The sequence below is a fragment of the Sphingomonas xinjiangensis genome (genome assembly GCF_014199255.1).
GTDB lineage: Bacteria > Pseudomonadota > Alphaproteobacteria > Sphingomonadales > Sphingomonadaceae > Sphingomonas > Sphingomonas xinjiangensis.
Genome location: NZ_JACIJF010000001.1, coordinates 159925 through 180247 on the forward strand (window position 1 = coordinate 159925; position 20323 = coordinate 180247).

Consider the following 20323-nt stretch of genomic DNA (forward strand, 5'->3'; position numbering starts at 1 on the left):
AAGTCCTTCAAACGGCGATAAGCCGACGGCGCTGGAACACGCGGTCGGCTGGGTATACGGGCCAGCAGATAGCCATGCGACCCGACATTCTCAATCCACTGTTCGCGGAAGTCACCGCGCTGAAGGGCATCGGCCCGGGCCTCGCCAAACCTCTGGAGCGGCTCGGGCTGGCGCGGGTGGTGGACGTAACATTTCATTTGCCGACCGGCTTCCTCGACCGAGTCGAACGGGACGAGCTGTTCCAGGCCGATGTCGGGCGGATCGTCGCGCTTCAACTGACGCCGGTCAGCTATCGGGTGGGGGGCAGCGCACGCACGCCGGCACGGGTGCAGGCGGTCGATGGCAAGGGCAACCATGTCAGCCTGGTATTCTTCGGCGGCAGTTCAGGTTGGGCGAAAAAGCTACTGCCGCTGGAACAGCCGCAGTGGGTGTCGGGCAAGCTCGAGCAATATGGCGACTTCCTCCAAATCGTGCATCCCGACGTGCTGCCGTTGGAGCGCGCGAGCGAGGCAAAAGGCCGGGAGGCGATCTATGCCTGTTCGGAGGGGATCACGTCGCGGCGATTAGGGCAGCTAGCTGTGCAAGCGATCGAACGCGCGCCCGAGCTGCCCGAATGGATCGAGCCAAGCCTGAAGGCGCGGCAGGGTTGGCCCGAATGGCGGATGGCGTTAGCGGCCATCCATGCCGATCCGGCCGATGCCAAGGCGCGCGAGCGGCTGGCCTATGATGAAATTTTTGCCAACCAGCTTGCGTTGCTACTGGTGAGCGGCGCGGCGCGTGCGAAGCGGGGCCGCGCGTTACAGGGCGACGGCCGGCTGCGCGACGCACTGCAGCTGCCTTATGCGCCGACCGGCGCGCAGGCTCGGACGATCCGCGAAATCGAAGGCGATATGGGGCAGGTCCGACCGATGTTGCGGCTGCTCCAGGGCGATGTGGGATCGGGCAAGACGTTGGTGGCGCTCATGGCGCTGCTGATCGCCGCCGAGGCAGGGGCGCAGGGTGCGCTGCTTGCGCCGACCGAGATCCTGGCGCGCCAGCATTTCGAGACGCTCAGCCGCCAGCTGTCGGGGCTGGGCGTGCGGGTGGCGATCCTTACCGGCCGCGACAAGGGGCGCGCGCGCGAAGCCACGCTGATGGGGGTCGCTTCAGGCGAAATCGACATCCTGATCGGCACCCATGCGATCTTTCAGCAAGGCGTGCAGTATCGCGACCTGGGGCTGGTGGTGGTCGACGAGCAGCATCGGTTCGGCGTGGCCGAGCGGCTGATGCTCCAGTCCAAGGCGCAGGTGCCGCCGCATCTGTTGGTGATGACCGCCACGCCGATCCCGCGCACGCTGCAGCTCGCCAGCCATGGTGAGATGGATGTCAGCCGGCTCGACGAGATGCCGCCCGGCCGCGAGCCGATCCAGACGGTGGTGATGGCTGACGACAAGCTCGACAGCGTGGTCGAGGCGCTAGGCCGCCATCTCGCTGCGGGCAAGCAGGCTTATTGGGTGTGCCCGCTCGTCGAGGAGAGCGAGAAGACCGACATGGCCGCCGCCGAGGCGCGCGCCGCCGAACTGGCGATGCGCTTCGGCGACAAGGTGGGGCTTGTCCATGGCCGAATGAAGGGGTTGGAAAAGGACGCGGTTATGGCCCGCTTCGCGGATGGTGCGCACGGCGTGCTGGTCGCGACTACGGTGATCGAGGTGGGCGTCGACGTGCCGAACGCGACGCTGATCGTGATCGAGCATGCTGACCGGTTCGGGCTGGCTCAGCTCCACCAGCTGCGAGGGCGCGTGGGGCGCGGCGGCGGCGTCTCGCACTGCATCCTGCTGCGCGGGAAGGGACTGAGCGAGACATCGCGCGCGCGGCTGGCGTTGATGCGCGACACCAATGACGGCTTTGTCATCGCCGAGCGCGACCTGGAATTGCGCGGTGCCGGCGAATTGCTCGGCACGCGGCAATCGGGCGAGCAGCAGTTCCGCCTGGCAACGCCCGAGCTGATGGGGCCGCTGCTCGAACGCGCCAATGCCGATGCGCGATTGTTGGTTGATCAGGACCGCGCGTTGCAGACTCCGCGAGGCGAGGCGGCGCGTATGGCGTTGTACCTGTTCGAGCGCGACGCCGCGGTCGGGCTGCTGCGCTCGGGCTAGCGCGCCTTCAGGAGCGTGGCGAGCAGTTCATAATAGCTAGCGAGATCGATGGCATGTTCGAAGCGGCAGCCGACGCGGCCGCCGAGCGACCAGCGCACCTCCGCCACCAGCGAGCCGGTGCCCGGAAAAACGACGCGCAGCCGATCGCCGATCTCGAACGGTGCCTCGGACCGTGCCATCAGGCCCTGCGGGGAGAGATTTACCACCAGAAACCCGAGCTGGCGCGCGTCGGGGCCGAAAGCACGGGCACGATAATGCACCTCGTCGCGCAACTCGCGCCGATTATCCACCATCGCCAGGTTACCGAACGCTACTGCCACACGCACCTCTTCGCACATATGAGGAACGATGCAGATGATACCGGTAACGCTTTAACGCGGGCTTACTGTCCGGGCGCGAGAAGTCCGTGACGTTTCTTGCCGAAGCTGAGCTTGACCTGCTCAGTCACGGGTACCGTTGCAGCAGGGTCGGTGACCGGCTGATCATCCACCCGGATCGCGCCCTCCCCAATCTTGCGCCGTGCTTCGCCCTTGGACCCGCATAAGCCCAGTGCGATCAGCGCATCGACAACGGCGATGCTGCCGCCAGCGACGGTGTAGGTCGGCAGCGAGGCGCCGGCTGTGCCTTCCTCGAAGGTCTTGCGTGCGGTCTCCGCAGCTCGCGCCGACGCCTCGATGCCGCGGCACAACGCGGTCGCCTCGTTGGCAAGGATCTTCTTGGCTTCGTTGATCTCGGCCCCTTGCAGCGCTTCGAGCCGGGCAATCTCATCGAGCGGCAGGTCAGTGAACAGGCGCAGCCGCTGCCCCACATCGCGGTCGTCGGTGTTGCGCCAGAACTGCCAATAGTCGAAGTCCGGCAGCTGGTCCGGGTTCAGCCACACCGCACCGCCCACGGTTTTGCCCATCTTGGTGCCGTCGGCATTAGTGAGCAGCGGTGTCGTCAAGCCGAAAACCTGTGTGCTGTCCACGCGGCGCGCGAGTTCGACGCCGTTAACAATGTTACCCCACTGGTCCGACCCGCCCATTTGCAGTCGGCAGGCGGCGCGGCGGCTCAGCTCCAGGAAGTCATAGGCCTGGAGGATCATGTAGTTGAATTCGAGGAAGCTCAGTGACTGCTCACGGTCCAGGCGCAGCTTGACTGAGTCGAAGCTCAGCATCCTGTTGACCGAGAAGTGCTGGCCGATGTCGCGCAGGAACGGGATATATTCGAGCTTGTCGAGCCATTCGGCGTTGTCGAGCATAACCGCGTCGCTGGGACCGTCCCCGAACGTCAGGAAGTTTTCGAACACGCGCCGGATCGACGCGACATTCTCCTGGATCAGATCGTGGGTAAGGAGCTTGCGCGCCTCGTCCTTGAAGCTGGGATCCCCGATCTTTCCGGTCCCACCGCCCATCAGCACGATCGGCTTGTGCCCAGCGGCCTGCAGTCGGCGCAGCATCATGATCGAGACCAGATGCCCGACATGGAGCGACGGCGCGGTCGGATCGAAGCCGATATAGCCCGGCACCACCTGCTTTGCGGCGAGGGCGTCAAGCCCTTCCGCATCGGTTAACTGGTGGATGTATCCACGGTCGTGGAGCAGGCGGAGGAGATCGGACTTGTATTCGGTCATGATCCGCGTCGCATAGCCGCTGCACGCGGGCACGTCATCCCTCCGCCCGCGGTTGCAAAGGATGTCAGCGCGGCGCGGCGAGTTCCCGCGTGGGCGCGGACACGTCGGGCAGGGGCGCGCGGGCGGCTGCGATCGCTGCCGAGACGACAAGCGCGTCCTCCGCCACGCCGGTGGTGAACTGGCTGCCCGAGCGCATGGCCACCATGCGCGCTGCAAAGGTCGCGTAGGAAGAGAGCACCGCGGTAGCGCCCGCCACTGCGGCCGCGGCGAAGCGATCCTTACGCGGCGACAGCGCCATTCCGGCGAATGCCGCGTTCATGCTGCGGATGATCACGGCGGGTGGAATGATCCGGTCGGGCGCACTCTTCTGCTTGTCGCCGATCAACTCATAGGTGGCGAGCGCGGTCGCGCCCAGGGAGGCCAGCGGGTGGGCGAGGAAGCGCGGTGCGCCGTTATCGGCGGGCAGCGTGCCGGTGCGCGCGGCGTTAGCAACGACGGCAAGCGGAGTCATCGCGCGGGCGCCGGCGACGAGGCCGATAAGGATGGAGCGAAGCATGGGCGGCTTTCTGATGTTGGTGAGGTGCAGCCTCAACGGTCGGACCGCGAATTTGGTTCGGGGCTTTCATCGCGTCAGCGGTTCGGGCACGCAGAGCGTGTGACGTATCGCCTCATCCCGCACCCGGATTTCCCGCCCCGTGCCGTGCACCGAGTTGAAGCCGACATCCATGTGCGGGAGGCCGATCATTTGGTGCTGACCTACCAGGTTTATGGGGCGGTGCCCCTTCTTCCCAGGCCCGCGTCCGGTGTTCGAGCCGATGATCTTTGGAAGGCAACCTGTTTCGAGCTGTTCCTGCGCGGGTGGAACGGCGAAGGCTATGTCGAGTTCAACTTCTCGCCCTCAAGCCGCTGGGCGGCATACGGCTTTGACGCTTATCGCGACGGAATGCGCAAACTGCCGATGCGCACAACGCCGATGATCGAGGCGAGCGAGCCGGAGAACGGTGCTGCCTTTACGCTGCGAGCCGATCTCGACTGGTTCGGTGTAGACGGCCAGACGTTCCAGACGAACCTAGCTGCCGTGATCGAAGAGCGCGACGGGACCAAGTCCTTTTGGGCGCTCGCGCATTCGGCGGGAAAGCCCGACTTCCACGATCCCGCTTGCTTCGTGCTCGAACTCCCGGCAGCGAAGGGGTCATGAACTTCGGCATTGACCGGCTGCTCGCCGACCCTGAGCTTCGTCGCCCCCTGCAAGACAAGCGCGTGGCGCTACTTGCGCATCCGGCTTCGGTGACGGCGGACCTGACGCATTCGCTGGATGCGCTGGTTGGAACCGGTCTGAACATCGCTGCCGTGTTCGGGCCGCAGCACGGCGTGCGCGGTGACCTGCAAGACAATATGATGGAGTCGCCGGATTTTACCGACCCGGCTTATGGTATGCCGGTGTTCAGCCTCTACGGTGAAGTTAGGCGGCCGACCGACGCATCGATGGACCTGTTCGACGTGATACTGGTCGATCTGCAGGATGTCGGATGCCGCATCTACACCTTCGTCACGACGCTGCTTTATGTGCTCGAAGCCGCTGCAACACATGGCAAGGCGGTGTGGGTGCTCGACCGGCCGAACCCGGCCGGACGGCCGGTCGAGGGGCTGACGCTGCTGCCCGGTTGGGAGAGCTTCGTCGGGGCCGGGCCGATGCCGATGCGGCATGGCATGACGTTGGGCGAAATGGGTCGCTGGTTCATCGATCATTTCCGGTTGGACGTGGAGTACCGCGTGATCGGGATGGAAGGGTGGGCGCCTGAGGCAGCGCCGGGGTTCGGCTGGCCGGCGGAACGGCCCTGGATCAATCCCAGCCCAAATGCCGCCAACGTCAACATGGCGCGCGCTTATGCCGGCACCGTGCTGCTGGAAGGAACGACGCTGTCCGAGGGGCGCGGCACGACGCGCGCGCTGGAGCTGTTCGGCGCACCCGATATCGACGCCAAAGCAGTGATTGCCGAGATGAGGCGCCTCTCGCCCGAGTGGCTGGAAGGGGTCAGCCTGCGCGATATGTGGTTCCAGCCGACCTTCCACAAACATGTCGGCCAGCTGTGCTCGGGGGTGTTCATCCATGCCGAGGGGCCGTGCTATCTGCACGCCGCATTCCAGCCCTGGCGAGTTCAGGCGCTGGGTTTCAAAGCCATTCGCAGGCTGTATCCGACCTATGATTTGTGGCGCGATTTTCCGTACGAATATGTGTTCGACAAGCTAGCGATCGACGTCATCAACGGCGGCCCAGGTCTGCGCGAATGGGTCGACGATGCGGGCGCGACGCCGCGCGACCTAGACGCGCTGACCATGCCGGACGAGGCCGCGTGGCTCCAGGGGCGCGAGGCGTTCCTGTTGTACTGACCGCAGGCGGGGACGCGGAAGGGCTTTGCAGGACGCGCACAATCCGCTTAACCAGCCGGTCATGTTGGCGGGGCTCATTTTTGCGATCGAGGATGCGAGCGACCGGCCCGGTACGCTTGTAGCGACGCTGCCGTTCGGCGGCATGACGCTGCTGGAATATCAGGTGCGGCTGTTGGTAGGTGCTGGTGCGCAGCAGGTGCTGATCGCAGTCGGACGGATGACACCCGCGCTGCTCGCGGCGATCAATCGGGCGTCGCGGCGCGACATCGCGCTCGAGGTGGTGCGGTCGGCCGAAGAAGCGGCGGAAAAGATGACTCCAGGTACGCGCGTGCTGGTGTTGGCGGACGGGCTGGTGACCACCGATCCCGTAATGGACCGGATGGGCAGCGAGGGCCCCGAAGCGCTGCTGGTAACCGACCAAGCCGATTCGCCGGCGGCGATCGAACGGCTGGACATGCGCGATTGCTGGGCCGGAATGGCGCGCATCTCGCTAGGCCAGCTCAAGAAGATCGCCGAAATGCCCGATGATTATGATTTCCAGTCTGCGCTGCTCCGCGTGGCGTCGCAATCTGGCGCTGACCATGTGCCGCTGACCGGCGGCTGGCTGCGCGGCGGCCATGCCGTCGAGCGCAGCGCGGAGGGGCTTGCCGCGCGTAACACCGGCGTGCTGGCAGCGCTCAGCGATCGCCGCGCCGATTGGGCCAACCGTTGGGTATTCACGCGCGTCGCGCGGCTCGCGCTGCCGGAACTTGTCGCGCGAAACATACCCGATTGGGGCCCGCTTGCCGCTGGCGGCCTGCTGGGCGTGGGTGCACTGGCTGCCCTTGCGGCGGAATGGACGGGCACTGGGCTTGTCGTCTCGCTCCTTTCGGCCGCGGCGCTTAGCACCGCTGCATCGCTGACGACGCTGAGAGGCGAAGAACGGCGTTCGCAGCAGCTTGAATGGGCGATGTTGGCATTGTTCGGTGGCGTGACACTCGTTGCCGGCTGGGTGGAGCAGGCGCGAGTCGACGCGGCCACTCCGATGGTATTGGCGATGGTCGCAGCCGCGGCGCAGTTCCTGGTGGAGCGTGTGCCGGCGCGGCCCCGGCGTTGGTGGGCCAGTCCGGCGGCGCATCTTCTCATGTTGACTCCCTTCGCTTTGGCTGGGTGGGTCGGGACCGGCCTGGGACTCTGCGCGCTGTACGCCTTTGGCACATTGGCAGGCGCGATCGAGGCGACGCGCGAAAAAGCTTAGTCTCGTCTTAATCATGGCTCTGCTAGATCGACGCGGATGTCGGATCGACCGCACGACACGCGTCATGGATCGACCATGGACGCCGGCACGCTGCTCGTAGGAGCAGCGGCAGCGGAGGCGCGCGCATCGCGCAGCCTGACCCTGGCGATTGACGACTTCTTTCTTCCCGAAGCGGTGCGCCTGGGCGAGCGACTGCGCTCCGAACTGGCACTGGTGATCGAAGTGCTGGTAGGCGCCGTTGAGACGGAGGTGCGCGAAAGCGCCCGTCGCCTCCTGGTCGGCCGGGGCGAGACGAACCTCGCGGCTGCGTTGGATCAGCCGCCGGGCGCGGTGCACCGCCGGCTGATCGAATCGGAACTGTTGCGCGACGGCGAGTTGATGGCCGAACTGATCGCGCGCGTGCGGCAGGAAGCGCTAAGCGCGGCGCTGCCGATGCACGCGCCGGACGATCCCGAGAAGCCAAGCCTGATCAACCGCTTCGCGCAGCACCCAGACCGGATACTCGCAAATGGCGCTGTCGCGCTGCTGATGGCGGAGAGCCGGCGGCGCGGTGTGAACGGCGGAAGCCGGGCAGGCGATCTGCCCGCAGAGTTGCAGCATCGGCTTACCTGGTGGGTGGCCGCAGCGATCCGGCAGACCGCGAAGGTCGGGGCACAAGACGGCGTGGTGCTCGACCGGGTGCTTTCGGAAGCGGCGCTGCGCAGCTTGGCCGGCCATGACGAGGGTGAGCGCTTGGAAGGAGCCGCAATGCGCTTCGCGGTCGCGCTGGATGCCCCCCCCGAAGAACTGGCCGCGCTGCTGATCGAAGCGCTTGGAGACGGGCGCGTCGTACTTTTCATCGCGATTCTCGCGCATGCGCTGGGAGTCGGCTTTGCGATCGCACGCGAGTTGGTGCTCGATCCTGCCGGAGAGCGATTGTGGGTGGCGCTGCGCGCGCTGGACCTGCCGAGAGGCGCCGTCGCGCAGCTAGGCTTTGCCTTGTGTGAAGCAGATGCGCGCCGCGATCTCGAGCAATTTGCGGATCGAATGGACGAGATCATGGCGCTGGATTCGGCCGAGGCGCGGAGTGCGATGGCGGTTTTAAAGCTCCATCCAGATTATCGGGCAGCAGTTTTAGCGTTGAACGCGGCGGCCCAGGCATGAGAGCGGCCGAATCGCTTTCGATCATCGCGATCGCGCGCCTCGACGCCGCCGGCAGGCTGCTCGATGCCGAACCGCAGCTTGCCGGGTTGAACGCGCGTGCGGGCGGGCGAATCGGTGCGCCGTTAGCCATCCCGCAGATCGCGGCACTGGCGCGTTTAGCGCAGCGGCTGAGCATCGCCATCTCGCGTAACGTTGTTGCCGCCGATGGTGAGGAAGACGTTGAACTATGGGTTCGTGCCGAGCCAGAGATTGGCAGCGTAAGATTGGAAGTCAGCGGCTGGCGTCCTCGGCCGAGTTGGCGTGCGTCTACCATCGAGCCTGAGCGAGAGAGCGACTTCCTGCGGTCTGCGGCCGATTGGCAGTGGGAAACTGATGCGTCGCTGCGCATAACCTTCATTTCGGCTGATGCCGGGAGCCGCTATGGCTTCGACATCGGTGCCGTGCTCGGCCAGCCGATCACCCGTCTGTTCAGCCTCGCCCAGGATCAAGGCGGCAATCTGCCGATCCTGAACGCTGTGGCGGCTCAGGCGCGCTTCCACGGTCAAGAGGCAGAACTGCGCGGCACCGGTCTTACTGTCCGCTTGGAAGCAGCACCACGCATGGATCCGGCGGGGCGGTTCGCGGGGTTTCTCGGCGCGGCCTACATGCTCGACGCTGACGACGGGGTCCCGTCACAGGCCGACGCTCCGCTGCCAACGCCGGGTCCGTTCGGCGGCTTTCCTGACTCGTTTAGCCAGCGGTTAGATCGTGCGCTGCGCGAGCCGCTGGGTCGTATCATCGCCAACGCCGACAGCATCAGTGCCCAGACCGAAGGACCGCTAAAGGCCGACTATGCCGAATATGCCGGCGATATCGCCAGCGCGGGGCGTCATCTTCTCGGTCTTGTCGAGGACCTGGTAGACTTGCAGGCGATCGAACGCCCGGATTTCACGATCGCGCCCGAACCACTGGACCTGGCTGACGTGGCCCGGCGCGCGGCCGGACTGCTGACCGTCCGGGCACAGCAGTCCGAGGTGCGCATCGACAAGCCGGCTTTGGACGAGCGGCTGCCGGTTACCGGCGAGTTCCGGCGCGCGCTGCAGGTGCTGGTCAATCTGATCGGCAATGCGGTGCGCTACTCGCCTGCCGGCGGCATGGTTTGGATACGGCTCGAGCGCGAGGACGGCTTCGGCCATGTCATCGTGGCCGATCAGGGCAAGGGCATCGCCCCAGAGGATCAAAAGCGAATCTTCGACAAATTCACACGCGTCGACCCCGCCGAGCCCGGCGGAAGCGGGCTGGGATTGTACATCGCCCGGCGGCTCGCCCGCGCAATGGGCGGGGACCTGACTGTCGACAGCGCGCCAGGCATGGGTGCGCGTTTCGTCTTGACGCTGCCGCTTCGCGTCGAAGCGTTCGACACCCAGGTGTGATCGGGGTCATGCCCCTCGGCGCGGCTGCGAGAGCGCAGGCTAAAGCGGTGTCATTGCCGTACGGTGCGCGATGACTGCACTGAGCGGCCGGGCATGTCTGCTCAGCCGCTCAGTGCGGTTAGTTAGACCTGCCATTCTGCAGCCGGTCGACGTGGAAGAGTTTGCCTCGCGCTTAACGGCGCGCGCAGACGGTCACCGGGCGACCGCGACGCCATTCATTCCAGCAGGCGCGGTGTTGGCGGTAGTAGCGGCCGCGATTGTAGCCGCGGCGATCATGGCGCCCACGATTCCAGCCACGGCGGTCGCGACGGTCCCAACGGCGGTGATCGCGGCCCCAGCCATCGCCGTCGCGGTAGCGTTGGATGTTGCTAACCGAACTGGCCGCCATGAAAGTGGGGGAACTCGCGGCGGCGATACTGGTCGTGGCTGCAGCAGTGGCGGGCGATGCGCCAGCCGCGACTCCGGACAGCGCCAGAGCCGCGGCGGCGAGGATTTTCCCGAGTTTCATGCTTCCGTCTCCTCTTCTCGATGAGGAGAGGCGTAGCCGGACCAGCCATACACCAAGCTGAACTGGTCTGTAGGCTGAGGTTCAGTTAACGGCCCCGGACCCGCCGGGGCCAAAGCTGGCTCAGCGCTGGCCGACCGGCACGTAGTCGCGCTGGGTCGGGCCGGTGTAGAGCTGGCGCGGACGGCCGATCTTCTGCTCCGGATCCGAGATCATCTCGTTCCACTGCGCCACCCAGCCGACGGTGCGGGCAAGGGCGAACAGCGCCGTGAACATGGTGGTCGGAAAGCCGATCGCCGAGAGGATCACGCCCGAATAGAAGTCGACATTCGGGAACAGCTTCTTCTCGACGAAGTAATCGTCCTTGAGCGCCAGTTCTTCGAGTCGGAGCGCAACTTCGAAGACGGGGTCGTTGACGCCGAGCGACTCGAACACCTCACGGACCGTCTTCTGCATCACGGTCGCGCGCGGATCGTAGTTCTTGTACACACGATGACCAAAGCCCATCAGGCGGAACGGATCGTTCTTGTCCTTGGCGCGGGCGATGAACTCGGGAATGCGCTCGGGACGGCCGATCTCGTGGAGCATGTTGAGCGCCGCTTCATTGGCGCCGCCATGCGCGGGTCCCCATAGGCAGGCGATACCGGCGGCGATGCACGCGAAGGGGTTCGCGCCCGACGAGCCGGCGAGACGCACGGTCGAGGTCGAGGCATTCTGCTCGTGATCGGCGTGGAGGATGAAGATGCGGTCGAGCGCCTTTTCCACCACCGGATTCACTTCATATTGCTCGGCAGGAACCCCGAAGGTCATCCGCAGGAAGTTGCCGGTATAGGACAGCGAATTGTCCGGATACAGGAAGGGCTGACCTACGCTGTACTTGTACGCCATCGCCGCGATCGTCGGCATTTTGGCAATCAGACGGTGCGAGGCGATCATGCGCTGCTGCGGATCGGTGATGTCGGTCGAATCGTGGTAGAAGGCCGAGAGCGCACCGGCGACGCCGCACATCACCGCCATCGGATGCGCATCGCGACGGAAGCCGCGATAGAAAGTGGCGAGCTGCTCGTGCAGCATGGTGTGGCGGGTGATCGTGCTGTTGAACTTGTCGAGTTCCTGACCATTCGGCAGTTCGCCGTTCAGCAGCAGATAGGCGACTTCCATGAAGCTCGACTGCTCGGCGAGCTGGCCGATCGGGTAACCGCGGTGGAGCAGGACGCCCTGGTCACCGTCGATATAGGTCAGCCCGGATTCGCAAGACGCGGTTGAGGTGAAGCCCGGATCATAGGTGAAGGTGCCCGTCTGGGCGTAGAGCTTGCGGATGTCGACGACGTCCGGCCCGACGCTGCCCGAGAGCACCGGGTATTCCACATCCTTGCCTGCGACCTGCAGCTTGGCGATGTCGGTCATATGCGAGTCCTTAGGTTTTTGCCCTTGGTTCAGTTGGGCTTGGAAATCTGATCAGCGATACGGGCGAGGCTTTCGTCGCGCCCAAGCAGAAGCAATACGTCGAAGATGCCCGGAGAGGTCCGTCGGCCGGTCAACGCCGCGCGCAAAGGCTGCGCTGCCGCGCCGAGCTTGACGCCCGCCGCTTCGGCGACGGCGCGGACGGCAGCGTCGAGCGTCTCGCTGTCCCAGCTGGCTGCCGCGGCGAGCGCGTCATGCACTTGGGCGAGCAGCGTTCGCGCGTCGCCCTCCAGCAGCGCGACCGCGCCTTCATCCATGTCGAGCGGGCGCATGCGGAACAGGAACGCGGCGCCGTCGGCAAGTTCGTTGAGGTTCGCCGCGCGCGGCTTGAGCGCGGCCATCGCATCGGTGAGCAGCTGACGCTGCGCGTCGTTGGGCTCGAACGGTAGCCGTTTGGCGACAAGATCGGCAAGCTGAGCATCGTCGGTGTTGCGGATGTAGTGGCCGTTGAGGTTCTCGAGCTTCTTGAGGTCGAAGCGAGACGGGCTCTTGCCGACGCCGCCGAGGTCGAACCACTCGATCGCCTGCTTGCGGCTGATGATCTCGTCATCGCCATGGCCCCAGCCGAGGCGGAGCAGATAATTCGACACTGCCTCGGCAAGCAAACCGAGTTCGTCGCGGTACGCGTCGACGCCCAGGGCGCCGTGGCGCTTGGACAGCTTGGCGCCATCCGACCCGTGGATTAGCGGAATGTGAGCGTAGGTCGGTTCGGGCCAGCCCCCTTCGATCGCGTCCATGGCGCGGTATATCGGCAGCTGGCGGAAGGCATTGTTGAGGTGGTCGTCGCCGCGGATGACGTGCGTGACGCCCATGTCGTGATCATCGACGACCACCGCGAGCATATAGGTGGGCGTGCCGTCCGAGCGGAGCAGCACCATGTCGTCGAGCTCGGCATTGTTGACGGTTACCGCGCCCTGCACCTGGTCCTGGATCGTCACCGATCCTTCCCGCGGGGCCTTGAGCCGGACCACGAAAGGCGCGCCTTCGGTTGCCTCGCTCTCGGGCCGGTCACGCCAGCGGCCGGCATAGCGCAGGGGCTGCTTGTTGGCGCGCTGCTCGGCGCGCATTGCCTCGAGTTCCTCGGCGGTGGCGAAGCACTTATAAGCATGGCCACTGGCAAGCATTGCGCGCGCGACCTCGGCATGCCGTTCGGCGCGGGCGAACTGATAGGTGACGTCGCCGTCCCAATCGAGCTCGAGCCAGCGCATCCCATCCAGGATCGCGTCGATCGCCGGCTGAGTTGAACGGGCGCGATCGGTGTCCTCGATGCGGAGCAGGAACTTGCCGCCGTGACGGCGGGCGAACAGCAGGTTGAACAGCGCGGTACGCGCACCGCCGATGTGCAGGAATCCGGTAGGGGATGGCGCGAAGCGCGTAATGACGGTGCCGGCGGCGGTATCAGATGTTGCGCTCAACCGCGCGTGCTCCCAGACTATGAAATCGATGGCCAGATCAGCCGCCGAGGCCCCTAGCACGGGGTTGCCGCGCCTTCAAATGGGTGCCCTGGCGGCGTTTCGCCAATATTTCGGCGTGCTGGAATTGGCTGGAAGCCGAGCGCGAGCGACTCGTCCTGTGGATCCCGGTCGCACTGGGCATAGGCATTACCGCCTGGTTCGTCCTGCCGGACCAATCGCGGTGGACAGCGTTCCTCCTGGTGGGCGTTGCGGCTGGCCTGACGGGTGCTGCACTGAGCGGAAGAGCACGGGCTGCGCAGTTGTTGATGATCGCCGGATTAGCGATGGCTGCGGGATGCGCGCTGATATGGTGGAAGGCGGAGCGAGTCGCAGCACCCGTGATCGCGCGTCCTGCGGTGGTCATCGTCACCGGGCGGGTGAAGCGGGTCGAATTCCTTCCCGCCCGCCAGATGGTGCGTGTCACGGTGGTCCCGGCAGCCTCCAACGGCTTGCCCCCGACGGTACGGCTGAATCTCGCTGAGGCGGATGTGCCAAAGCAACTGGCGCAGGGCGCTAGGATCCGAGTGCGGGCCCGGATATTGCCGCCACCTCCACCATCGGTGCCCGGCGCCTACGATTTTTCGCGCGCTGCGTGGTTCAGCGGGCTGGGTGCGACCGGCAAAGGCTTTGCTCCGGTGGAACTGCTGGAGCCCGGTAAAAACGGCGGCGCGGGGCTCCGTGAGCGGCTGTCCGCCCACATCCAGTTACAGGTGAAGGGCAGCCCCGGCGGGATTGCAAGCGCCCTGGCGACAGGGGATCGCGGCGCGATTGGGGACGAAGATGCCGAAGCGATGCAGCGGTCGGGACTGGCGCATCTATTGTCCGTCAGCGGCTTGCATGTGACCGCCGTGACCGCGGCGGCGATGCTGGCTGTGCTCCGCCTCCTGGCGCTCAGTCCGACACTGGCGTTGCGCTGGAGTCTGCCGGTCATCGCGGCAGGCGCGGGAGCGTTGTCCGCAGTTGGATACACGTTGCTGACCGGAGCGGAGGTGCCGACCATCCGCTCCTGCGCGGCGGCGCTACTCGTCTTGCTTGCGCTGAGCCTTGGGCGCGAAGCCATCACCTTGCGGCTGGTGGGTTCGGGCGCGGTGCTGGTGCTGCTGATCTGGCCCGAGTCACTAGCGGGACCAAGTTTTCAGCTAAGCTTCGCCGCCGTCACTGCGATCGTGGCGTTGCACGAAAGCCCGCAATTGCGCGCCCATTTTACGAGGCGAGAGGAGGGAGGTCTACCTCGCCTCGCGCGCAGCATGGCCTCGCTTCTGCTTACCGGGATCGTCGTCGAATTAACCTTGATGCCGATCGCATTGTTCCACTTTCACGAAACCGGTGTCTATGGCGCGCTGGCCAATATCGTCGCCATCCCGCTGACGACCTTTGTTATCATGCCACTCGAAGCGCTGGCACTCCTGCTCGACCTAGTAGGCCTAGGCTGGCCGGTTTGGTGGATGACGGAGCTCGCACTGAAACTTCTTCTTCGGCTCGCCCACGCCGCCGCTTCGGCACCGGGCGCAGTGGCCTCGCTCCCCACGATGCCTGCTGGGGCCTATGCCATGATCATAAGCGGAGGGCTTTGGGGGGCGCTCTGGCAGACCCGGGCGCGGCTCGTTGGGCTCGTGCCTGCTGCGGGCGGCTTGGTTTGGGCGTTGACCACGCCGGCGCCCGACCTGCTGCTCACCGGTGATGGGCGGCATCTGGTGCTGCGATTGTCCAACGGATCGATGGCGCTGCTTCGCGATCGTGCAGGCGATTACACGCGCTCGATGTTAGGTGAGAATAGCGGCGCGGGCGACGAACTTGCGCTGTTGACGGAGGCACCCGAGGCGCGTTGCAGCGCCGATCTATGCCTTGTTGATGTGCGACATGGCGCAAGAGGCTGGCGCATCGCCGCGACGCGGAGCGGGTACCTGGTTCCTTGGCGCGAAATGATGGCAGTATGCGCAGCGTCGGACATCGTCGTGAGTGAGCGCCGGCTACCACCAGGGTGCAACCCGCGCTGGCTCAAGCTGGACCGCGACACGTTGCGGCAGACCGGTGGCGTCGCGGTCGAGTTCGCTTCGCGAGGGATACGCACGGTACGCGATGGTGGCGTGCATCCTTGGAAATCGCCACCGGTCATCGACCCACCGCGCGTTGGTCAGTAGCGGCGGAGCAGACCTGCCAGACGGCCCTGCACCCGCACCTGATCAGGGCGGTAACGCTGGGCATCGTAGGAACGGTTCGCCGGATCGAGGCGGACCATCGCGCCTTCCTTCCGGAAATATTTCAAGGTTGCTTCGGCGTCCTCGATGAGCGCCACGACGATTTCGCCATCGCGCGCGGTTTCGGTACGGCGGATCAGGGCATAATCGCCGTCGAGGATACCGGCTTCGACCATTGAGTCGCCCGCAACTTCCAAGGCGTAATGCTCGCCGGCGCCGAGCAGGGCCGCGGGGACGGGGAGCATGGTGGCGCCTTCGAGTGCTTCGATGGGAGTGCCGGCTGCGATTCTGCCGTGGAGGGGGATTTCCACAACGTCGTTGGCTGGAGTCACGGAAGTTGGTGAAGGTGCCGCGGCGGAGGGGGCCTTCGCCTTACGCTGAGGGCCCTCAGCTTTCCGCTCGGGCATGCGCAGGACTTCAAGCGCGCGGGCGCGGTTGGGGAGGCGGCGGATGAACTCGCGCTCTTCCAAGGCACTGATAAGACGGTGGACGCCGCTCTTGGACTTCAGGTCGAGCGCTTCCTTCATCTCCTCGAACGAAGGCGAGACGCCCGTTTCGTTCAAGCGATCGGCGATGAAGCAGATGAGCTCGTGCTGCTTGCGCGTGAGCATCGGGAAGTCCTCCGGGTCCAGAACAGACACGGAACGTTTATGCAATGTTCCGATAAGTTGTCAAGCGAGGTCTAGGATTTCCACGGAGTCGCCGATTTTTGCAGCCGGTGCATGGGGTTGGCGTAAAATCAGGCAGTGTGCACGTGCCAACGTCCGCAGCATCGAACTATCCTGTATCGTCGAAGCATAGGCCCGTCCGTCGCGCAGTTCGGCGCGCAGATAATCGGTGCGTTCGCCGTTCGCGGCGATCGGTTCGCCCAGCACAGCGATGCCGGTACGGGGCAGTGGATCGACGGCGCCGGCCAGGCGGGCGACGAGCGGCCGTACGAAGAGGAGCGCGGTGACGAAGGCCGAGACGGGATTGCCGGGCAAGCCGGTAATCAAGGTCCTGCCGAGGCGTCCCGCCATCACCGGCTTGCCCGGACGCAACGCCACGCGCCAGAAATCCATGTTTGCACCCAGTGCCTTGAGCGCGGGCTGGACAAGATCGTGATCGCCGACCGAAGCACCGCCGCTGGTGACGAGCAGGTCGGCGTCAAGCCCGGCAAAGGCGGCTTCGAGCGCATCCTGGCGATCGGGCAGGATGCCGAGATCGAGAATGTCGACGGGCAGATCGTCGAGCTGGGCGCACAGCATCAGTCGGTTGGTTTCGGGTAGTTCTGCCTCGCCGACCGGCGCGCCTGCCGGAACGAGCTCGTCGCCGGTGGCGGCCACCGCCACGCGCACGCGGCGGCGGACCGGCAGCGCGGCGTGACCTGCGGTGCCGGCGAGCGCCAGGCACGCGGGCGTGAGGCGCGTGCCGGCTGAGAGGAGCATTTCGCCTTCGCTGAAATCGAGGCCGCGGCGGCGCACGTTGCGGGCGAGGTGCGGCGGGCCTTCGCCGGCCAGGAGCAGCGTGGCGCCGTCCCGGGCGGCTTCCTCTTGCACCAGCACCGTGTCGGTGCCGGTGGGCATCGGAGCGCCGGTGAAGATGCGGATGGCCTCACGGGGGTTCACAGCGTCCTGGTGCGCGCGTCCGGCGGCGCTCTCTCCCACCACGGTCCAGGGACCAGGCATGTCGGCGAAGCGGATGGCGTAGCCATCCATCGCCGACAGATCGGATGAAGGCTGAGTGCGGCCGGCATGGAGATCCTGGGCAAGCCACCGATTGTGCGCCTGGGCGAGGGGAACCTGCTCTGCCGCGATCGGCTCGGCAAGGGCGAGGAGCCGGGCCTGAGCCTCGGCAAGGGGGAGCAGCGGGCGCATGAACCGCCTTTGTGCAGGCGAGGCGGGAGTGCGCAAGCGTTTGTAGCATGCAGCCGCGCATCGATAGTGTCCGCGGTTTCGGCCGGGCGTTGGCACTCCGGCGCCGTTTGGGCGTTCCCTCCTCCGAACCGGCGCACTTCCGCGCCGACATGGAGGTTTTTCATGACCGAAGCGATTGCAACCGAAACCACCACCCACACGTCGAACAAGAAGACCGCGTTGACCGACGCGTTCCGCGAGCATTTTTCGGGCGATGCGCCGATCACCGAGAAGGCCAAGAGCTTTGCCAAGGCGCGGCCCTGGACCAGCGCGGCATTCGTCGGCGTGGCCGCGGTGGCGGTGCTGAATAGTCTGCGTGGCGTACGCGGGTAATGGCGTTGCCGGCACCTCGCGGTGCCGGCGTCACCCCTGTGCGAGTATGTGCGCTTCACCGAGAGGGGTCCTGCTGAGCAGGATAGAGGCGTAGGCGCGCTCCCTTAGGAACCGGCCCCTTTACCAAGCGGCGTTCGTCGCGCGGCCTTCCTTTCGGGAAACTTTGGGCCGGTAAGAGGCTGGCTCGCGCCCGTATTAGATGGGGCGGCGGTGACCGGTGATCGCGCCCAAGTCGCTGGGCTTGAGCGGTAAGCGGAATTCGCAAAGCACGCGGCCGTGCGCGGCTTCCACGACGGAGGCGGGGCCGCCGCCGATTTCCGGCAGCGCCACCCAAAGCTGGGCGCCCGGCGCCAGATGGGCATGCGTTTCCAGTTCAACCATCTGCGCGGTAAGCCCGCGGACCCGCGCATTCCACCAGCGCACGCCTTCACGAACCCGCGCGGGCGCGTCGAGGCGAATCGCGTGCTTGTCGGGGATCATGCCGTCCGCTTCCGCCTCCATCGAAACGGGCGGGGCGGCGAGGCGTGCGGTTTGCTGGGCAAGCGCGGCCTGCTGCACGCTACGCAGCCAGGGCATCAGCGTCTGCCAGCCAAGATCTTCGTCAAAGGCAATGCCGGCGAAGCTATCCTGTGCCCAGCGCACGACGCCATCAAGCGGGCGTAGCCCGTCCAAGGTAAGCTGGACTGGTTGATCGCGCGCGAGGGTGAGGCTGCTTTCGACGGCGAGGCCCCCCTGCGAGATATTGCGGGTGCGGCCATGTTCGACCCGTCCGGCATGGCGGATCGCGACGGTCTGGCGCAACTCAACACGGGGCATGTGCCGCCGGTCGGCCGGAAGCGCGGCGAGATTGCGCGCGATGGTGCCGATCACGTCGATCGGCTGATCGAAGCGGACTCCGACTTCGGCTTCGGTGGCCCAATCGACCCTGCCGACGATTCCCTGCCCATTGGAGAGTTCCAGTGTGACCGAGTCCCCAGTCGCGAGATCGGCGGAAAGGCACAACGTGGCGCCGAGCGCAGTCAGCCGTTCGAGCGAGCAGGGGTGCTGGCTCTCAGCGGCGATCAGCAGCGCGGCGTCGAATTGGGTATGCGCTTCGCGTGCGTCCGAAAAGGCCCGGGGAGGGTCGGCCGCGAGGCTGAAGATGGTTCCGGACCTGACAGGCTGCATGACGTCGTCGTACTTTCCGCTCGGTCTTTCACAGGCCAGCTTTGACGCCCGCGTTTGAATGTCGCGTTAACGTGGGCTGCGGGAACAACCCGCGGGCAAGGCGCAAAGGTCCGCGGCGTCAGGCGCTCCAGTCGCCGGACTTGCCCCCTTTCTTCGAAAGCAGGCGGACATCGCCGATCACCATCGCTTTATCGACGGCCTTGGCCATGTCGTAGAGCGTGAGCAGAGCGACGGTGGCGGCGGTCAGCGCCTCCATCTCGACGCCGGTCTGGCCGTACGTGGCGGCGGTGGCGGTGACGGTGACGCCGGTGTCGTCGGGCGCGAGATCGATGGCCACGCGAGTGAGCGGCAGGGGGTGGCAGAGCGGGATCAGCTCGGCAGTCTTCTTGGCGGCCATGATCCCGGCGATGCGGGCGGTGGCGAGGACGTCGCCCTTCTCGATCGCGCCCTGGTTGATGGCAGTCGCGGCTTGCGCGGACATAGTGATGCGGCCGGTGGCGATGGCTTCGCGGGTGGTGGCTTGCTTGTGGCCGACATCGACCATGTGGGCGGCGCCGGTTTCGTCGAGATGGGTCAGCTGGGACATGTTTTTGGGCATGCGCTGAGTTTAAGTGTGGGGCAAGCGGTGGGGGAGATGGGGTTCACGCGAAGGCGCGAAGACGCGAAGTTTAGAAGAAGGCAGGGGTTCGCGCAGAGGCGCAGAGGCGCAGAGGCGCAGACGAAGAGGGCGCAGAGGCGGTTCGCCTGGCGTAGCCGGGAAGCCGCGTCAGCGGCAGGAAGTTGGCCGCGCTCTTTGATGAGGCCGCCGCTTGCGCGGCGGGTCGACCTTCTCTGCGCCTCCGCGTCTCTGCGCGACCCTCTTCTCTTCGCGTCTTCGCGTGGGATAGGTAAGCCGCCGGCCGGTTGACGTCGGTCCCCGTCAGCCGTGGAACAGGGTCGGGTTCGTCATCTCGTTCCGGCGCACCAGATGTCCGTGATAGGCGTCGATGAGTGCTTGTGCCCGGGCTGCCGGATCGTCGCTTGCGACTCCTGATGGTGGCAGATCGAAGCCTGTGCGGGTGACAGTCAGACCCGAATCGTAAATCTGCGCCACGACTTTTCCGCCGACTTCGACATTGCCCCAAATCTTGGACACGGTGTTATCTGCCCAATCCGGCTGGGAGGCGATCATCTCCAAGTTGGAGAGCGACAAGTGTCGGCCCCGAACGGCTTCCAGTCGTTCGGCGGAAAGCCGGACGGCTTTCGTCATGTCGGCGTTCAGGGGCCGGAGTTCGCCGAGGGAAATCGGGTAGCTGTGTGGTTTCGGCTCACGCGATTGCTGGGACGTCGGATGTCCCGTGGAAGCACCAATTGTCAACGCCCTCACCTGTCCCCTGA

General features: G+C 65.7%; 19 protein-coding genes. 8 read left to right on the forward strand and 11 right to left on the reverse strand.

Translation table 11 applies throughout. The annotated features are described in order from the left end of the window. The first annotated feature begins 74 nt into the window (after nucleotides 1–74). Nucleotides 75–2135 (forward strand): ATP-dependent DNA helicase RecG, encoded by a 2061-nt coding sequence (gene recG, locus FHT02_RS00880; protein ID WP_184083293.1) that lies wholly within the window; start codon nucleotides 75–77, stop codon nucleotides 2133–2135. On the opposite strand, the gene FHT02_RS00885 is transcribed toward recG, so the two are convergent. From FHT02_RS00885 to FHT02_RS00895, 3 genes are all read right to left on the reverse strand, one after another. Beyond that, complete coding sequence (locus FHT02_RS00885; RefSeq protein WP_343056787.1) at nucleotides 2132–2455, reverse strand: PilZ domain-containing protein; 324 nt, start codon at nucleotides 2453–2455, stop codon at nucleotides 2132–2134. The genes recG and FHT02_RS00885 overlap by 4 nt on opposite strands. A 62-nt stretch (nucleotides 2456–2517) precedes the next feature. Then, nucleotides 2518–3747 carry a tyrosine--tRNA ligase gene (gene tyrS, locus FHT02_RS00890; RefSeq protein WP_184084191.1) on the reverse strand — a complete coding sequence of 410 codons (1230 nt, stop codon included), beginning with the start codon at nucleotides 3745–3747 and terminating at the stop codon, nucleotides 2518–2520. Between the two features lie 64 nt (nucleotides 3748–3811). Beyond that, a complete protein-coding gene (locus FHT02_RS00895; RefSeq protein WP_184083295.1) occupies nucleotides 3812–4303 on the reverse strand; it encodes a DUF4126 family protein in 492 nt (163 codons plus the stop codon). A 99-nt stretch (nucleotides 4304–4402) separates the two neighbouring features. Here FHT02_RS00895 and FHT02_RS00900 point away from each other — a divergent pair, with 99 nt between their 5' ends. The 5 genes from FHT02_RS00900 to FHT02_RS00920 all read left to right on the forward strand — a co-directional run bounded on the left by FHT02_RS00900 (nucleotide 4403) and on the right by FHT02_RS00920 (nucleotide 9930). After that, entirely contained in the window at nucleotides 4403–4945 is a 543-nt protein-coding gene (locus FHT02_RS00900; RefSeq protein ID WP_184083297.1) for a DOMON-like domain-containing protein, read from the forward strand. After that, the gene (locus tag FHT02_RS00905) at nucleotides 4942–6138 is read left to right on the forward strand and encodes an exo-beta-N-acetylmuramidase NamZ family protein (RefSeq protein ID WP_184083299.1); all 1197 of its coding nucleotides are present in this window, start codon (nucleotides 4942–4944) and stop codon (nucleotides 6136–6138) included. Before FHT02_RS00900 ends, FHT02_RS00905 begins: the two co-directional genes overlap by 4 nt. Nucleotides 6139–6199: 61 nt before the next feature. Next, nucleotides 6200–7375, forward strand: coding sequence for a hypothetical protein (locus tag FHT02_RS00910; protein WP_184083301.1), 1176 nt, complete (start codon nucleotides 6200–6202; stop codon nucleotides 7373–7375). Nucleotides 7376–7450: 75 nt separating this feature from the next. Next, entirely contained in the window at nucleotides 7451–8518 is a 1068-nt protein-coding gene (locus FHT02_RS00915; protein WP_246352122.1) for a DUF2336 domain-containing protein, read from the forward strand. Beyond that, a complete protein-coding gene (locus tag FHT02_RS00920) occupies nucleotides 8515–9930 on the forward strand; it encodes a sensor histidine kinase (RefSeq protein WP_184083304.1) in 1416 nt (471 codons plus the stop codon). The genes FHT02_RS00915 and FHT02_RS00920 overlap by 4 nt, the downstream gene beginning before the upstream one ends. A 172-nt stretch (nucleotides 9931–10102) precedes the next feature. Here the strand turns inward: FHT02_RS00920 and FHT02_RS00925 are convergent, their stop codons facing one another. From FHT02_RS00925 to gltX, 3 genes are all read right to left on the reverse strand, one after another. Further along, nucleotides 10103–10438, reverse strand: coding sequence for a hypothetical protein (locus FHT02_RS00925; protein ID WP_184083307.1), 336 nt, complete (start codon nucleotides 10436–10438; stop codon nucleotides 10103–10105). Nucleotides 10439–10558: 120 nt separating this feature from the next. Continuing rightward, the gene (locus FHT02_RS00930; protein WP_184083309.1) at nucleotides 10559–11842 is read right to left on the reverse strand and encodes a citrate synthase; all 1284 of its coding nucleotides are present in this window, start codon (nucleotides 11840–11842) and stop codon (nucleotides 10559–10561) included. A gap of 29 nt (nucleotides 11843–11871) precedes the next feature. Continuing rightward, a complete protein-coding gene (gene gltX, locus FHT02_RS00935) occupies nucleotides 11872–13314 on the reverse strand; it encodes a glutamate--tRNA ligase (RefSeq protein ID WP_221239235.1) in 1443 nt (480 codons plus the stop codon). An 83-nt stretch (nucleotides 13315–13397) separates the two neighbouring features. Here gltX and FHT02_RS00940 point away from each other — a divergent pair, with 83 nt between their 5' ends. Beyond that, entirely contained in the window at nucleotides 13398–15494 is a 2097-nt protein-coding gene (locus FHT02_RS00940; protein WP_343056788.1) for a ComEC/Rec2 family competence protein, read from the forward strand. Here the strand turns inward: FHT02_RS00940 and lexA are convergent. Beyond that, nucleotides 15488–16162, reverse strand: coding sequence for a transcriptional repressor LexA (gene lexA, locus FHT02_RS00945; RefSeq protein WP_184084193.1), 675 nt, complete (start codon nucleotides 16160–16162; stop codon nucleotides 15488–15490). The genes FHT02_RS00940 and lexA overlap by 7 nt on opposite strands. A gap of 60 nt (nucleotides 16163–16222) precedes the next feature. Next, nucleotides 16223–17407, reverse strand: coding sequence for a molybdopterin molybdotransferase MoeA (locus FHT02_RS00950; RefSeq protein WP_184083313.1), 1185 nt, complete (start codon nucleotides 17405–17407; stop codon nucleotides 16223–16225). Nucleotides 17408–17569: 162 nt separating this feature from the next. Between FHT02_RS00950 and FHT02_RS00955 the strand changes: the two genes are divergently transcribed. Next, nucleotides 17570–17779, forward strand: a complete 210-nt coding sequence (locus FHT02_RS00955; protein ID WP_184083315.1) for a hypothetical protein — start codon at nucleotides 17570–17572, stop codon at nucleotides 17777–17779. Between the two features lie 195 nt (nucleotides 17780–17974). Here FHT02_RS00955 and FHT02_RS00960 read toward each other — a convergent pair whose 3' ends face one another. The 3 genes from FHT02_RS00960 to FHT02_RS00970 form a co-directional block, all read right to left on the reverse strand. Beyond that, complete coding sequence (locus tag FHT02_RS00960; RefSeq protein ID WP_184083317.1) at nucleotides 17975–18946, reverse strand: PilZ domain-containing protein; 972 nt, start codon at nucleotides 18944–18946, stop codon at nucleotides 17975–17977. Between the two features lie 118 nt (nucleotides 18947–19064). Continuing rightward, nucleotides 19065–19532 carry a cyclic pyranopterin monophosphate synthase MoaC gene (gene moaC, locus FHT02_RS00965; RefSeq protein WP_184083319.1) on the reverse strand — a complete coding sequence of 156 codons (468 nt, stop codon included), beginning with the start codon at nucleotides 19530–19532 and terminating at the stop codon, nucleotides 19065–19067. A 333-nt stretch (nucleotides 19533–19865) separates the two neighbouring features. Beyond that, complete coding sequence (locus FHT02_RS00970; protein WP_184083321.1) at nucleotides 19866–20195, reverse strand: hypothetical protein; 330 nt, start codon at nucleotides 20193–20195, stop codon at nucleotides 19866–19868. Nucleotides 20196–20323 lie beyond the last annotated feature (128 nt).

Bases quoted from the DNA above. Each gene is read 5' to 3' on its own strand.
- FHT02_RS00960 (WP_184083317.1), bottom strand. From the start codon at position 18,946: ATGCAGCCTGTCAGGTCCGGAACCATCTTCAGCCTCGCGGCCGACCCT.
- tyrS (WP_184084191.1), bottom strand. From the start codon at position 3,747: ATGACCGAATACAAGTCCGATCTCCTCCGCCTGCTCCACGACCGTGGA.
- FHT02_RS00950 (WP_184083313.1), bottom strand. From the start codon at position 17,407: ATGCGCCCGCTGCTCCCCCTTGCCGAGGCTCAGGCCCGGCTCCTCGCC.
- FHT02_RS00970 (WP_184083321.1), bottom strand. From the start codon at position 20,195: ATGACGAAAGCCGTCCGGCTTTCCGCCGAACGACTGGAAGCCGTTCGG.
- FHT02_RS00905 (WP_184083299.1), top strand. From the start codon at position 4,942: ATGAACTTCGGCATTGACCGGCTGCTCGCCGACCCTGAGCTTCGTCGC.
- FHT02_RS00895 (WP_184083295.1), bottom strand. From the start codon at position 4,303: ATGCTTCGCTCCATCCTTATCGGCCTCGTCGCCGGCGCCCGCGCGATG.
- FHT02_RS00955 (WP_184083315.1), top strand. From the start codon at position 17,570: ATGACCGAAGCGATTGCAACCGAAACCACCACCCACACGTCGAACAAG.
- FHT02_RS00910 (WP_184083301.1), top strand. From the start codon at position 6,200: ATGTTGGCGGGGCTCATTTTTGCGATCGAGGATGCGAGCGACCGGCCC.
- FHT02_RS00915 (WP_246352122.1), top strand. From the start codon at position 7,451: ATGGACGCCGGCACGCTGCTCGTAGGAGCAGCGGCAGCGGAGGCGCGC.
- FHT02_RS00920 (WP_184083304.1), top strand. From the start codon at position 8,515: ATGAGAGCGGCCGAATCGCTTTCGATCATCGCGATCGCGCGCCTCGAC.
- moaC (WP_184083319.1), bottom strand. From the start codon at position 19,532: ATGTCCCAGCTGACCCATCTCGACGAAACCGGCGCCGCCCACATGGTC.
- FHT02_RS00930 (WP_184083309.1), bottom strand. From the start codon at position 11,842: ATGACCGACATCGCCAAGCTGCAGGTCGCAGGCAAGGATGTGGAATAC.
- recG (WP_184083293.1), top strand. From the start codon at position 75: ATGCGACCCGACATTCTCAATCCACTGTTCGCGGAAGTCACCGCGCTG.
- lexA (WP_184084193.1), bottom strand. From the start codon at position 16,162: ATGCTCACGCGCAAGCAGCACGAGCTCATCTGCTTCATCGCCGATCGC.
- FHT02_RS00925 (WP_184083307.1), bottom strand. From the start codon at position 10,438: ATGAAACTCGGGAAAATCCTCGCCGCCGCGGCTCTGGCGCTGTCCGGA.